This is a genomic window from Streptomyces sp. NPDC003032, from assembly GCF_053591415.1.
In genome coordinates, this window is the sequence record NZ_JBSFTT010000082.1 from 1 (window position 1) to 12,593 (window position 12,593).

Genomic DNA, 12,593 nt, shown 5'->3' on the forward strand with positions numbered 1-12,593 from the left:
CCACCATGCACAACCTCGCCCTCGCCGCATGAACCAGCAGACCAGCCGCCCACTTCGCGCTGGGTGACCACGGCCTTCTGCAACACCCTTTAGGCGACGGCACGGCGGTCCAGGGGGTGGCGCGGTGGCCGCAGCCGCACGCCTGCCCCCGCTCTCGCGGCTTCCTTGGCTCTCTCGGCTCCCCCGACTCCCTCGACTTCTTGGTCAACAGCCATGAGACGAAAGGTACTTGCTCGCCCGAGATGCCTGCTCACCGGCTGAAGCCGGACTCGGCCGATCATCGACCGCGACCGGCGCCGGGCCGAACACGGCCGTCACCGGACAAGGGGTGTGCCCCCTGCCAAATAGCAGTGGGGCACACCCGGCAGTTCATTCAGCAAGGAGGTGACCTTGGGGCCTAATCAGGGCCGCCGGAAGCTGTTCACGAAAAGGACCGGAGCCCCGTAGTCGTCCTCGTCTGCCACTTCCACGTCGAAACCCGCCGAAGTGAGGATTCCAAGAAGGGCGTCCCGCATATGCACGCGGACGGTTGAGTGATGGCGAAGAGCGAAAGGCTGATTCGCAGGATCGAATCTTCTGCCCTCCAGAAGAGCGCCCTCCAGAAGTTTTACGGCAGCAGTCGTCAGTTCTGCCCCCGTGTTCCAGTCCACCACCACTCGGCCGCCGGGGGTGGCTTCCATGTGAACCTCCGCCCCAGGCCTGCCTTCAGGCCCACCCCCAAGTTCAACCCGATGAACGGGAATTCCGGCTTGGGTCAGTGCTCGGCAAGCCTCATCGGCCAGCTTGTCGCGTTCAGCGAGGATCTCCGGTGAGGATTTCAACGGCAGATCAAATTCGTACTCGGCCATACGTCGTTCACTTCCCTTCCTGTTGTTGGCCTGCCAGGGAGCGCGCCGAACGCCCCCCGCCAGCTCGCTTGACGTATTCAGCCAACAGTTGCTTCGCGCCGCTCTCCATGCCGGGGAGGTATGGGACCGACCAGGTGACCGGTGTGCCCTCTTTGAGAGCGGCGGCCAGTTCGGAGGCGCAACTCCCACAGGGTGAGCGCTCAGTGTAGAGAGCGGTGATCTGCTTGGGGTCGAATCCCTTTGCCTTCAGCTTGTCCAGGATCTCTGTCTCCGAGTGACCGGAAAACTTGCTGTTCGCGACCACGAGGTCTCCGGTCTTAGGGTCGTTCCACCCCGGCACCTTGGCGACGGCGACATTGTGCTGCGCTCCGAAGTAGCCGTTCTCGGTCCTGTAGTGGTAGGCCATGCGGCTCAGCTCGTCGCTGTTGTAGCGGATCAGGCCACCGCATCCCTCACCGGGCACGGATGCCGGTGCGGTCAGGAGCCTACGGGTCGTCCTCTTGGTGCAGAACTTGGCAAACTCGTCCAGTGCCCGGTACCCGATGCGGGCGACGACGTCGAACACCAGGTCACCGTCTCCGGCCCGCTGAAGAGCAACCCCACCCGCCAACACCGCCGAAATGAGCGCCAGGATTTCAGCCGAGGTATCTCGCGCTGGTCGAGGTAGTTCTGGAAGGCAGTCGGTCGGCGGTGTACGGGGGCTTCTTCGGTTGGTGGCAGTCCGCTGAGGCGCTCGATGTTGACGGCGATGGCCGTCAGGACGTGCTGGATGTGGGCCTTTTCCTGCCCTCGGTAGCGGCTGCGCCGCATGCCGTGGCCATGGGCGAACTCGTTGACCGTGCCCTCCACTCCGGAGCGGACCGCGTAACGCGTCTTCCACTCGGGCGTCTGCTGCTCGGCGCGGACACGGAGTTGCAGGTCACGGAGCTCTCGTGGAGGAAATCCCACGGTGCGGGCGCTGTCGGCGGTGGTGGTGCACTGGGCGCGGGCCGGGCAGGGGCGGCACTGGCTCTTGGTGAACCTGGCCACGATCAGCGGGGCCGCGGTGGGCGAGGAGGTCGGGTAGGGGCCGTGCCAGCCCGCGCTGACCTGCCCTTTCGGGCATGTGACTTGCTGATGGTCGTAGTCGATGCGGAAGTCGTCCCGGGCGTAGCCCTCATTTCGGCGGTGTTGGCGGGTGGGGTTGCTCTTCAGCGGGCCGGAGACGGTGACCTGGTGTTCGCGGGTGGCCTGTTCCAGGTGGGGCAGGGAGGTGTAGCCGGCGTCGACCAGGTGCTCGGCGGGCAGCAGTCCGCGGCGGGAGAGGCGGGTGTGGATGCCAGGCAGGACCTGGCTGTCGTGGGTGGTGGCCGCGGTGGTGGCCACATCCGTGATCACGTTGGGGCCGTCGGGAGCGCAGGTCTCGGTCAGGTGGGCGGTGAACCCCTTCCAGCTGATGATGTGTCCGTGCCGTGCGAAGCGGGCCGAGGTGTCGTAGGGCGAAACGACCGCCCGGGACGAGGGCGGCAGTCCGGGCCCGCCTTCCTTCTCGGCGGTGCGCCAGCGCAGATGTCCTGCGGCGTCACAGTGGTAGTTCTGCACCATGATCTGGCGCAGGGCCTGGACACGAGCACCGGACGTGCGGTCTTCTCCGTGCCGGTAGAGGTGTTCCAGGAGCCGGACGGCGTCGTTACCGGTGGCAAGAATCCTGCTTTTGGGCTTGGTGGGGTTCCTGCCCAGGCGGACCGGCCGGCCGTAGCGGAGCCCCCAGTCCTCATCGACGAGCTCGTCCAGCAGGTGCGGGGATGTGCCGGCGACTTCTTCGAGTGCGGCGCGGACCGCCTCGGTGACCATCTCCAGGTCGATCTTGCTGCCGCACCGGGAAACTCCAAGATCCCCGACAGAGTCAAGCTGAGAGCACGGTGTACGGCTACGTGGAACAGGCCGGTTCGGCGTCCCCGTGCCTTCGTGTGTGGTGCTCCTGGTGCTGCCTGTGGCACATCCACGGCCTGTCGCCCGACGAGGCCCGCCCCGGCGAGGTCAGACGCCGGAACAGTCACTGTTACGCCCCCGACTCCCCGTGGCGCGGCCGCACTCTGCCGATCACGGTATCCGCAGCGCCCTTCGACACGGTGCGCGCAACGGTCCGTGAAGCCTCCTCGCGGCAGTGTCGAATGATCGAGCGCGGGACCATCACGCCCGCCGTCGGTCGGCTCCGCGCACAGCCACCACCGCCCTCGCACCTCTGTGAGGAAGGCACGGCGTGAAGCCAGCGAAGCGCGTAACCGCTCCCTCCGGGCCACAGCACCCCTGCGTCGCCTACGACGGGCTTCCTGCGCTACGACGCCCGGAGACCTCCCTGCCGTTGGCGCACCCCTACGAGCCCGCGCGCCCGGGTCGCTTCGTCACCCCTGGCGGCGGCCGCTTGACGATCCGCCTCTCCGGCCGCCACTACGCGGTCACCCTGGACCACCTCGGGTGTGCGGCGCAGACGACCGAGCCCAAAGCCGCCGCCTTCAAGCAGCTCGCTCTCGCCGCGGAAGGCCACTGCGTGCGCGAGGGCTGCACGCACCGTGCCCGGTTCTCGCCGGGGATGTACCGCTGCTACCAGGTCCTGCACCACGGCATCGAGATGTCCGTCTTCGTACGCGCACTGCTGGCGATCGAAGTGAGCGCCTTCGAGCCGACAGAGTGCCTGTTCACCACCACCGTGGCCGCCGCGGGCACCCCGCGGTAGCTCGCGGGCGGCGAGGGGGTACCGGCCCTCACGGTGTCGCCTCGGGAGGAGGCGCCGGGCGCTGCCACATGCGGTGAGTCTTCTGCCGACGCTCGTACCGAGGCCCGCATTTCCAGCACCGCCACTCTGCGGCCACGGTCCGGGGAGTCGTGTTGCGGCACTCCGGCTCGGCGCACCCGGTCAGCTTCGCGACTGGCTTGAGCCTGGACAACAACGGGTGCTCCTGGCCCTTGATCTCCGGGGCCCAGATAGGGCGCTGGTAGAGGATGAACTCTGCATGGCGGAGGGGATCGAAGCGGATCCACTGCGGGGAGATGTTGTCGGGCGTTGTACTGCCGTGAGGCAGGTGATACGTGCAGCGCTGCTTGATCCACCGCAGACACTCGCTGGGGGTCAGAGCGTGCAGCCCGTACACCCACATCGTGGTCCCGGCCCACAGGGTCTGCTGCCCCGCCCGCCCAGGCGCGATGGGAATCTCCATCTCTTCCCACTCGCCGTCGTACACCGCTGAGCTCAGAACGAGGTTCTTGCAGCGCTCCCCGGTCGACGCGGCCATCGCCACACAGCGGATGCGGTCGATGACTGTGGGACCGAGCCACAAGGCGTTCGTGTAGCGGATGAGGTGCCGCACCACACCGATGTCGCCCTCGTCGACATGCTGTTCAGCGACATCAGCCTCGGTGGGGGAAGGGCGGAGATCAGGGACGAATTCACCGGCATCGATCCACCTGCGGGTGCGGACCGCCAGGGCGCGGCGCGCCCTCTCCATCTCCGGATCGTTGTCGTCGTGGTCCACCATGGGGCAGAAGGCAGGGTGCGCCACCCGGCACAGCATGTTGCCGCCGCATCCCGTGTAGGCCATGCCTCCCTCGACATGCCAGCGCAGCCGCGGAGGGATGTGCCTCGCCGGGAAGAGGTGGGGAATCATGGGCAGGCGGCCGCCGTCGAACCGGTCGAAGTACTCGACTGAGTGACCACAGAAGCGGCACTGGCTCTGGCACTTGCGCCGCAGTGTGGTGGTCGGGCTGGAGCGGTGGATCCGGATCCGTGAACGCCCTGCGGCGGAGAAGGGATCGCCGGGAGCCTCGGAGTCGTCTTTGCGGGAGCCGTCCCAGTGGTAGTGATCTGAACTCACGTCGCTGGTGTACTGCTGCCGGCCCGCGGCCTAGTGGGATTCTCCCTCCGCTGGCGGCGCGTCATGGGCCCGGCTGGCCCGTTGATGAGAGAAGTCTGACCGTCGGTATATCCATTCCATGGGGCTCAGGCGCGTGGTTGTGGCCCGAGCCGGTCCCAGGGAGACGGTCCGAGCGCCGGCTGCGGTTCGGGGTGCGGCTGACTGCCGCAGGGGGCCGGGCGGGCCGCTGGGACGGAACCGCCCTGAGGGTGGCTGTTGATCCAGGTGAGCCCGCCGAGGTCCAGGTGCCTTCGGGCCCGGGTGACAGCCACGTAGGCGAGCCGGGCATCGTCTTGGTTGACGGGCTTGGGCACAGGAATGCCGTCCGCGTCGATCTCCTGGCTGTTGTCGGGTTCGAAGTCGTACGCGATGCGCACGGAGTCCCACTCCCGGCCCTTGGCCTTGTGGGCGGTCGACACGGTGACCTCGGCGCTGGTCTCATCGTGCAGCTTCTTGAGGGCGCCCTGAATCACCTCCACTCCGTACTCGTCGATGACTTCAACAAGAGCGGTCAGGTCCTGCCCGGCCGGGTCGCACTGGGCGTACTCCTGCAGTTCCCGCCAGGACTGGAAGAGCATGAGTTCGGGATGGCTGACCGGATGGCCCGCCTTCAGTTGCGCGGCGGCCTCGGTCAGCTTCTGGAGCGCGCCCGCACCGCCGGCGACGCCAACTCGTCGGCCCGACTCCAGCAGCCGCAGGACTTCCTGCATCACCCCGCCGTTGGTCCGGCACAAGATGGCGTCGCTGTGCTCCAGCGGGCCGATGCGGGTGTCGATGGTGTCGGTGCCTCGAAGGCGGAGCGGGGCCTCCACCATAGCCAGCCACCGATTCGCCTCGTGGGCCAGAGCAGGACCGAAACGGAAGGACTGCGACAGAGTGAGCTGGCGGCCGTCGAACCCGGTCATCACATCACGCGCCCCACGCCATCCGTAGATGGCCTGCGCCGAGTCCCCCACCATGATCAGCTGGGCGTGGTCGCGCTGGCCCCGGAAGACCTGTTCGAGCACAGGATTGGTGTCTTGAGCCTCGTCCAGCATGATGAAGTCGGCCTTGATCCGCGGCTGCGTCAGCGCCCACATCTTTAGGTAGTGGTCGTGCTCGAAGCGCACGATGCCGCCCTTGGGATCCTGCAACTCCTGCCACGCCTTGCGGGCGTAAGGCAGGACCAGGTTCACCAGCTCGGCGTGCAGACCTGCATCCTCCACACCCCGGGTCCACGGAACGTGGTGCGGCAGGATCTGCTCGTCCGCCGAGTGGCAAAACCGCTGCACCGTGCGGAAGGCGATGTACGACAGACCCCTGTTGGTGATCTTTCGCTTGCCGAGCCAGATCACCATGTTGACGGCGATCCCCAGCTCCTCGCCCACCTTCCACCCCGGCCGCCGCGGCGCATCGAGCCGGTCGGCGAACCGGTGCCCCACGCCCGCCCGGGCCAGTGAATGCCCTGTCCGGCAGCTGACATTTCGCGGAAAGCGGCCCGCTGCCTCGTCCGCGATGGTCCGGTTGAACGCCAGGTACAGGCCGCGCCGGAAATCGCTGCGCGCGAGCAGGTCCAAGGTGGTGGTCTTGCCGGTTCCTGCCCCGGCCTGCAGCGCAATGTGCTCACCGCGCCGCTTGGCCTCCACCGCCAAGTCTTGCTCGAAGGTCTGCTTCCGCCGACATGGGCGGGCCATTCCGCCCGCTGTCACGGAGGCAGCAGCGGACGGCGACGCGAGCCAGGCCTCCGCCAGGGAAACCGCCCGGACGATGACCTCCTCCCCGGCCCCAGACCTACTGGTCAGCCCCAGGCGCGTGTTCAAGCGGCGATTGACCTCCGCATGCGGCAGCCCCGTTGTCCGCACCAGCGTGCCGATCAGCTGCCTGAGCTGTACCTGTGGAGTGAGCGGCTCGAGGCGGCGCAGTCCGGAGGGCTTACGAGCAGCCTGAGCGGCTGGCTGAGTGAAGAGTTCCATCTGGTCGGAGAGGTCAGCTGATGCCGCACGCACCGGCTTCCGCTTCCTTGCCCCTTGCTTGCCGACCACCGCACTCACGTCCTCTCATACGGCACAAGGGAACGCAGACTAGCTCTAATCGGGCAGGAAATATCGCGCCGTTTTGGACAGATCCACCCGAAGCAGCACAGCGGGCTCCTCACCCGAAGGGGATCCGCTGGAGCAAGCGGGTGACAGTGCATCCCCTGCTTGGGGCGATAAACGGCCTCCTTCATGCCCGCACGGCGCTGACCTGGTTCTCAAACTCTCAGCGGGCCTGGTCACGTCCCGGGGAAACGCCCGTAATCATTGGTGGCTACTCAGGTTCAACGAGATTTCCTGTGCGGGTGACACGGCAGTGGAAGAGGTAAAACGGTCCGCCCGGGACAGACAGGGGCGTCGGGTGCGACGTGGCAGCCAGGATCTGCTGGCGGTAGCGAATCCCCGTGCCATAGGCCGAGCGCTTCAACTGTGCGGAATTGGTGTCCCATTCGGCGATGTGCTGCACCAGGGCCCGCAGTACATCGCTGTCCGCCGCCGGAGTGCAATCGGGGGCGGCCTCGTGCAGGACGGCGACGATGGTGTACGCGGTCTGGGTAGCAAGCCACAGGACCGGGCTGCCCTGGCAGCACGTTGCTTGCAGCCGCACCAACGTGTTCTCCAATGGATCCGCAGCCCAGGCCTTGCGTGCCGCGAGGTCGGAGTCCTCCATCAGCCACTGCCACAGCACTCTGCACTCATGGCCGTTGAAGCCGACCCCGTCACCGGCCATCAACGAGTGGAAGATCCGCAAAAGGACGTCCCGGCGTCGCGGCTGTTGGCGGCGCTGGACCAGACAGTGCCAGCACAGCCAGCCCATCGGCACGAACGAGGCCTCCGGCGCCGGCAGCCTGCCGATCAGGTCGCCCGCCAGGTAGGAAGCGCCACACAGTCCGCACGCTCCGCCGACGGCCGCCGGCTTCACTGCACGAGGCCGTGGAAGGCGGCCGATGCCTCCCGGCCTTGGAACCGCCGTGACCCGCTTCAGCCGCTTCCGGAAGGTCCTGCGCCCTTCCAGGGCCGAGAAGCGGAGTTCACGCAGGACTTCCCTGACGTCGTCGTCATCGGCGTCCTGCAGGCGGGGCAGGTTCAGCAGTTTCAGGACCCGCCCGAGCAACTTCTGCGAGTCCTCCCCCACTGCCGCAGACAGCACCTCAACTCCCTTGGTGGCCTGCTCTCGCAGGGCCACACCGGCCAGCGACCCTACGCCGTCATCGAAATCGAACAGTTCCACTTGGGGTCTCCCTGCCTCCCGCAACGAACGCTCGGCCCTACCCTGCACCTGCCGCTTCCAAGCCCATGGACGCCGCCACCCGAAGAGACCAGCCGAAAGGACAGGCTTCACTCCGCAGTGCACCCAGCGCCTCGGGCGTTCCATCACCAACCTGGCCGGACCGAATGGCGCCACGGGCACGCCGTCCAGGGTGAACGCGGGCAGCGTGCCGTCGGAGTCGAGCACCTCGGCGGCGCCGCCGAGGGCACTGACCAGCAGGGTCGCCAGGACAAGCCGGTGCGCTCGAATTGCGCGACCTTCCGCTCGAAGACCCTCCAGTCGTGCCACGTCAGCGCCGCCGCACGTCCCAGTCGTCCTCGTGGCTGTAAAGGACCCCAACGGATGTCATCTTGAGGTGACTTCGGATGCCGGTCGGGCTCCCCACACGCATGATCAAAATCGCTGCTTTCGGATGTCGCTACGCCCTGCCTCGCGGCTGATGATGGCCGCTAGGGCTCCATCCCCATCTCGGCGCAGCATCTCGGTCTGCTGACGGGCGGTCTCCAGCGTCAGTGCGGACCCGCACTGTACAGCCGGCCACCGGATCCGCTCCCGCGCCATACTTGTACCCTTCTGCGCCAGCCCGTGTACGGGCCTGGACGCCTGCCGCCTCCCGGGCCAGGCTGTCGAGATGAACGACGCGAACGACTCCAGCCCGGACGACCGCAGGCTCGACAACGTCTCCCTCTACATGGAGACGCTCAAGGCCCGCATGGACCCCGCGCAGTACGACGTCCTGGCCAAGGCCGTGCACGAGACAGCGCACCTGATAGCCGAGGGCCATCAGGCCGGCCCCGTCGGTGACGCCTCACAGTTCACCGATGAGGTGCAGCGGGAGTACGCAACGGTCCTGGCGATTCTCCTGACCGGCCGCATGGACCACCGGCTCGTGGAGATGCCCGGCCCCGACGGCAGCCCCGGCTTCGCCGTCGTGGAAGCCTCCGCCGCCGACGACCCGGCGAAACTGCAGGAGCTGCGCGAGAAGCACCGCCGCTTCGTCACCGAGCAGCAGGCCCTCTACAACGAGCTGGACGGGATCGCCCGCGCCAGTGGCCTGAGCGCCGAGGACTGACTACGCGCCGCACGGCTCATCTCCGCACCGCGCCCCGCCGCCCCCACCCGGCCGGGGCGCCGACACCATCCTCGCTGTCGATGCCCTCTACGCCCGTCCGGTCGACATCAGAGGTCCATGCGCAGGCACTGACGGGGGCTGGTCGCGGCTCAACAGCCGGGGAACTGCAGGAACGCCGCCTGCACGCGCAGCAGATGCGTCTCGGGATGGGTCTCCTCGTAGAGGTCCAGGACCTGCTGGTACCGGCCCGCTTCGTAGTGACGGCGTGCCTGCTCGTCCATTTCGTCCAGGCCGCAGGCGATCGCCAGTTCGGCTCCTTCGCGCAGGGCCTCCGGTTTGGTGGCGTAGGCCCACACGTCCAGCTGTCCGCTGCCGGAGTAGCCACGGTGTGCCAGCGTCCACACCGCCGGTGCCCGGGTCGTCTCCGTCGTGCCGTCCGGCCGGTGGAGACGCGAGGCCACCTGCTGCTTGATAAACCCGGGGAAGTCGGTCACTGCGGCACGGTATCGCCGGCCTTACGGCGGTGTGACCCGTTCCCGGTAAGCCTCCGGCAGCCCCTAGGTCCTGAAAGAGCCGCAGCCCGGCGCTCGGCCCCTCGCGTCGCTGCGCCCGGAGCCGGCACCCGCGTAAGCCTGCTGCGGGTATCCCTCCGCACCCGGGCCCGTGGTCGCACCCGGTGCGGAGGGTGTCACACGGGCTGGGTGCGTGCGGCGTCCAGGCGATCCAGGAGTTCGTAGAGGGCGCGAACGAGGTGGGCGCGGGTCTGAACGCAGCGCACGGTGCCTTCGATCGTCACGGACAGCCGGCCTTCCGCCTCGCCCAGGACGACGTCGGCGAGCGCCCGGGGGCCGCTGTCCTTGGGCAGCTGGTCGACGCGGCGCCGGACGTCGGCGGCGGCCGCGCGGGCGTGCCCGGTCAGCTGGAGGGCGATCTGCTCGTAGTCGCGGGGTTCCAGGTATGGGTCCGTCCACGCGAGAACGGCGGTGACGAGCGCTTCGTAGGGAGCGCGGTCCAGGGGGAGTTCGGCCTCGATCAGGCCGCGGGGGTCGTAGAGCACCGTGTGGGTATTGCTCATCACCGCACCAGCCTCATGGCCATGCGCAGCACCGTGCCCACGGTGCACAGGGCGAGGTTGTCGGCGCACTGTTCGCAGTTCTGGCTGTGGTCGAGCAGCGCTGTGTAGATGCGCTTGAAGCCGCAGTCCCGGCAGCAGCGGGGGGCCCAGCGGGTGAGGCTGCCGTGCGCCTCCACCTCGCGCTCGCCCAGGCCGACCGCGGTGGTGGTGAGGGTGGCCGCGCACCATACGCAGGCCTCGCCGCACACCTGTGCCGTGGCTAGTGTCCGCACGTCGGGGAGTTCCACCAGTGGCATCCGGTCGAGGACCGTGCCGCTTCCAGTGGCTGAAGATGGGACCGTACTCTCGCTCATGTCGACTCCTTGTCAGTCGGCCATGCCCCCGGGCCGTGTCAGCGGCTGCGGGGGTCCTTGCGTAGAAGTGAACGCCTGCGGTGTGGCCGTGGCTTGCACACCGTTTGCACAGACGCGCTGCGGGCACTCGTCCTGTCCTGTGAGCATGGATGTACGCCGTGCCTCCCAGAAGGACGATGATCATGGGCACCTCTGAAATCGACCCACCCCCCGGCGCGCGTATCGCGGCCCTGCGCAAGGAGCACGGGTGGGATCAATCGGCGCTCGCCCGTCGGGCGCACGTGTCTGTCTCCCTCCTGAGCAAGATCGAGGTCGGCGACCGGACGTTGACGCCCACCGTGGCTACGGCTCTGGGGCGCGCCTTCGGGCTTTCGATGGCGGACGTCCTCGGTGCGGCCTCTGTCGCCGTCGACGACGAGCGGCACCTCTCGCAGCTGCGGTCCGCGATGCGGGACTACGACCTGCCCGAGGCCGGGCGAGTGCCGGCGAACAGGGTCACTGCGGATCTGGCGTACGCCGACGAGTGCCGCGATGCGGTCCACATCGGCGCCCTGGTCGAACTGCTGCCGGGCGTGCTGCGCCGTGCCACCACGCACGCGCACGCGGTGAACACAGCCGATGCGTGGATGGCGCTCGCCGACGTCTACAGCCACATCTACTGGCTCGCCGCACGGCACCGCTGGATGGACCTCGCCGAGCTCGCGGTGGCGCGGCAGCGGTGGGCCATCGAGCAGCAACCCAACCCGCTCGGGGCAGCGTTCGCTGCCCGCGACCGCGCCGGGACCTACCTGAACTTCGGCCAGGTCGAACGCGGCCTGGACGTCGTCGACCGCGCGATCACTGCCGTGCAGTCGGCGCCGCTTTCCACCACGGACCGTGACCTGGCCGTGGGCATCCTGAACTTGCGCGGCATGACGCTCGCGGGACGACTCACCGACAAACGCGAAGGCGTACGCGAAGCCGAACGGCACATCCACTCCGCATGGCGGGCAGCCGGATCCTTCAGCCACGACATCGACGCGCACGGGCTGACGTTCGGGCCAAAGAACACGTTCACCCACGTGCTCGCGACCCGCGTCGACCTGGGCCAGCCACAAGACGCGCTCACGCTCACGGACGACCTGGACGCCGCCCTCGCAGGCCTCCCGCCCACCCGCATCGCACCCACGCGCATCAACGCGGCACGCGCCCAGCTCGATACCGGTGACCAGGACCGCGCGCTCGAAAACCTGGTAGTCGCATGGGATGTGGCCCCACAGATGGCGCGCATCCACCCCATGGGCCGCGAAGTGCTACGCGTCCTCGCCTCGCTCCACCGCCGCAGCAACCCCCAGCTAGTCAGGCTCGCCACGCTGTCCGGCATGAGCCTTTGAACCCCCACGCACGCCGCCCCCCCCATAGGGCCGGAGAAGGGGAGCTCCGCATCCGTCCAGGAGGACCTCTCGGCGGTGGGCTGCTGCGATTTTCTGCGGAAAATTTGAGCGGTCCGATGCCCTGCCGGATCAGTGCCTGTTTGTGATCTCAAACATACGTTGGCTGATGGTGCGGGTTGAGGAAGCTGCTCCGCCCCACCATGTGGGGATGGACCAGGAGTTCTGGAATGAGATCCTCGCGCGCGGGGGCCCCGAAGCGGTGGATACGGCCTTGGAAGCTCTCGTGGATCAGATGAACGGCGAAGAGTGGGATTCTGCGTTCGAAGCAGCCACCAGGGCTCTAGAGGACAGCGCGGCCAGCATGGAAGCGCATATTGATCAACGAGAAGCAGGAGTGAGGAACCTCGAACGGGAGGTGGCTGAACTGCAATCGGAAGTGGACAGGTTGCGCGCTCTGGCTGATGAGCCCGAACCTCTGATGGCGATTCTTGAAAACGGTCGGGGTCGCTCCTCGCCTCACTTGCTTGGTCTTTGAACTGTGTGAGGAGGATGGGGATCGAAGAGCGGTCCTTGATCGCCGGAATGTAGGTTTTGGCCATGACTGGTGACTGGCGGATGGACCGGATCGGGACGGCGCTGAGGGGCGAGAACCCGACTGTGCTGCGACGGCTGACGGCGGGGTTCGCGGTGATCGGGGACG

The 12,593-nt window shown here is 67.7% G+C and carries 13 protein-coding genes and 1 pseudogene; 5 read left to right on the plus strand and 9 right to left on the minus strand.

Annotation, left to right across the window (positions count from 1 at the left end; genetic code table 11):
- Positions 1-401: 401 nt before the first annotated feature.
- The 3 genes from ACWDZ7_RS41825 to ACWDZ7_RS41835 are packed head-to-tail and all read right to left on the minus strand — an operon-like array spanning position 402 to position 2,681.
- On the minus strand, positions 402-848 hold the full coding sequence (locus tag ACWDZ7_RS41825; protein ID WP_451804058.1) for a hypothetical protein: 447 nt from the start codon (positions 846-848) through the stop codon (positions 402-404).
- A 7-nt stretch (positions 849-855) separates the two neighbouring features.
- Positions 856-1,413, minus strand: a complete 558-nt coding sequence (locus ACWDZ7_RS41830) for a nucleic acid/nucleotide deaminase domain-containing protein (protein ID WP_451804060.1) — start codon at positions 1,411-1,413, stop codon at positions 856-858.
- On the minus strand, positions 1,326-2,681 hold the full coding sequence (locus ACWDZ7_RS41835) for a transposase (protein ID WP_451804062.1): 1,356 nt from the start codon (positions 2,679-2,681) through the stop codon (positions 1,326-1,328). Before ACWDZ7_RS41835 ends, ACWDZ7_RS41830 begins: the two co-directional genes overlap by 88 nt.
- A 409-nt stretch (positions 2,682-3,090) precedes the next feature.
- On the opposite strand from ACWDZ7_RS41835, the gene ACWDZ7_RS41840 reads away from it, so the two are divergent.
- Positions 3,091-3,564, plus strand: a complete 474-nt coding sequence (locus ACWDZ7_RS41840) for a DUF6420 family protein (protein WP_451804064.1) — start codon at positions 3,091-3,093, stop codon at positions 3,562-3,564.
- 28 nt (positions 3,565-3,592) lie between these two features.
- Here ACWDZ7_RS41840 and ACWDZ7_RS41845 read toward each other — a convergent pair whose 3' ends face one another.
- The 3 genes from ACWDZ7_RS41845 to ACWDZ7_RS41855 all read right to left on the minus strand — a co-directional run bounded on the left by ACWDZ7_RS41845 (position 3,593) and on the right by ACWDZ7_RS41855 (position 7,981).
- Positions 3,593-4,699: a DUF6083 domain-containing protein gene (locus ACWDZ7_RS41845; RefSeq protein ID WP_451804066.1), complete on the minus strand. Its 1,107-nt coding sequence runs from the start codon at positions 4,697-4,699 to the stop codon at positions 3,593-3,595.
- 125 nt (positions 4,700-4,824) lie between these two features.
- Complete coding sequence (locus ACWDZ7_RS41850; protein ID WP_451804068.1) at positions 4,825-6,768, minus strand: UvrD-helicase domain-containing protein; 1,944 nt, start codon at positions 6,766-6,768, stop codon at positions 4,825-4,827.
- A 256-nt stretch (positions 6,769-7,024) separates the two neighbouring features.
- A complete protein-coding gene (locus tag ACWDZ7_RS41855; RefSeq protein ID WP_451804070.1) occupies positions 7,025-7,981 on the minus strand; it encodes a hypothetical protein in 957 nt (318 codons plus the stop codon).
- A 670-nt stretch (positions 7,982-8,651) separates the two neighbouring features.
- Here ACWDZ7_RS41855 and ACWDZ7_RS41860 point away from each other — a divergent pair.
- Positions 8,652-9,092: a hypothetical protein gene (locus tag ACWDZ7_RS41860; RefSeq protein WP_451804072.1), complete on the plus strand. Its 441-nt coding sequence runs from the start codon at positions 8,652-8,654 to the stop codon at positions 9,090-9,092.
- Positions 9,093-9,241: 149 nt separating this feature from the next.
- Here the strand turns inward: ACWDZ7_RS41860 and ACWDZ7_RS41865 are convergent, their stop codons facing one another.
- The 3 genes from ACWDZ7_RS41865 to ACWDZ7_RS41875 form a co-directional block, all read right to left on the minus strand.
- Positions 9,242-9,586: a hypothetical protein gene (locus tag ACWDZ7_RS41865; protein ID WP_451804074.1), complete on the minus strand. Its 345-nt coding sequence runs from the start codon at positions 9,584-9,586 to the stop codon at positions 9,242-9,244.
- 194 nt (positions 9,587-9,780) lie between these two features.
- On the minus strand, positions 9,781-10,167 hold the full coding sequence (locus ACWDZ7_RS41870) for a DUF6415 family natural product biosynthesis protein (protein ID WP_451804076.1): 387 nt from the start codon (positions 10,165-10,167) through the stop codon (positions 9,781-9,783).
- A complete protein-coding gene (locus ACWDZ7_RS41875) occupies positions 10,167-10,520 on the minus strand; it encodes a hypothetical protein (protein ID WP_451804078.1) in 354 nt (117 codons plus the stop codon). The genes ACWDZ7_RS41870 and ACWDZ7_RS41875 overlap by 1 nt, the downstream gene beginning before the upstream one ends.
- 182 nt (positions 10,521-10,702) lie before the next feature.
- On the opposite strand from ACWDZ7_RS41875, the gene ACWDZ7_RS41880 reads away from it, so the two are divergent.
- The 3 genes and pseudogenes from ACWDZ7_RS41880 to ACWDZ7_RS41890 form a co-directional block, all read left to right on the plus strand.
- Positions 10,703-11,893 (plus strand): helix-turn-helix domain-containing protein, encoded by a 1,191-nt coding sequence (locus tag ACWDZ7_RS41880; RefSeq protein ID WP_451804080.1) that lies wholly within the window; start codon positions 10,703-10,705, stop codon positions 11,891-11,893.
- 208 nt (positions 11,894-12,101) lie between these two features.
- A complete protein-coding gene (locus tag ACWDZ7_RS41885) occupies positions 12,102-12,428 on the plus strand; it encodes a hypothetical protein (protein ID WP_451804082.1) in 327 nt (108 codons plus the stop codon).
- Between the two features lie 62 nt (positions 12,429-12,490).
- Positions 12,491-12,593 (plus strand): annotated as a pseudogene (locus ACWDZ7_RS41890) (diadenosine tetraphosphate hydrolase); the annotation flags it as partial.

Bases quoted from the DNA above. Each gene is read 5' to 3' on its own strand.
- ACWDZ7_RS41875 (WP_451804078.1), bottom strand. From the start codon at position 10,520: ATGAGCGAGAGTACGGTCCCATCTTCAGCCACTGGAAGCGGCACGGTC.
- ACWDZ7_RS41870 (WP_451804076.1), bottom strand. From the start codon at position 10,167: ATGAGCAATACCCACACGGTGCTCTACGACCCCCGCGGCCTGATCGAG.
- ACWDZ7_RS41880 (WP_451804080.1), top strand. From the start codon at position 10,703: ATGGGCACCTCTGAAATCGACCCACCCCCCGGCGCGCGTATCGCGGCC.
- ACWDZ7_RS41885 (WP_451804082.1), top strand. From the start codon at position 12,102: ATGGACCAGGAGTTCTGGAATGAGATCCTCGCGCGCGGGGGCCCCGAA.
- ACWDZ7_RS41835 (WP_451804062.1), bottom strand. From the start codon at position 2,681: ATGGTCACCGAGGCGGTCCGCGCCGCACTCGAAGAAGTCGCCGGCACA.
- ACWDZ7_RS41825 (WP_451804058.1), bottom strand. From the start codon at position 848: ATGGCCGAGTACGAATTTGATCTGCCGTTGAAATCCTCACCGGAGATC.
- ACWDZ7_RS41860 (WP_451804072.1), top strand. From the start codon at position 8,652: ATGAACGACGCGAACGACTCCAGCCCGGACGACCGCAGGCTCGACAAC.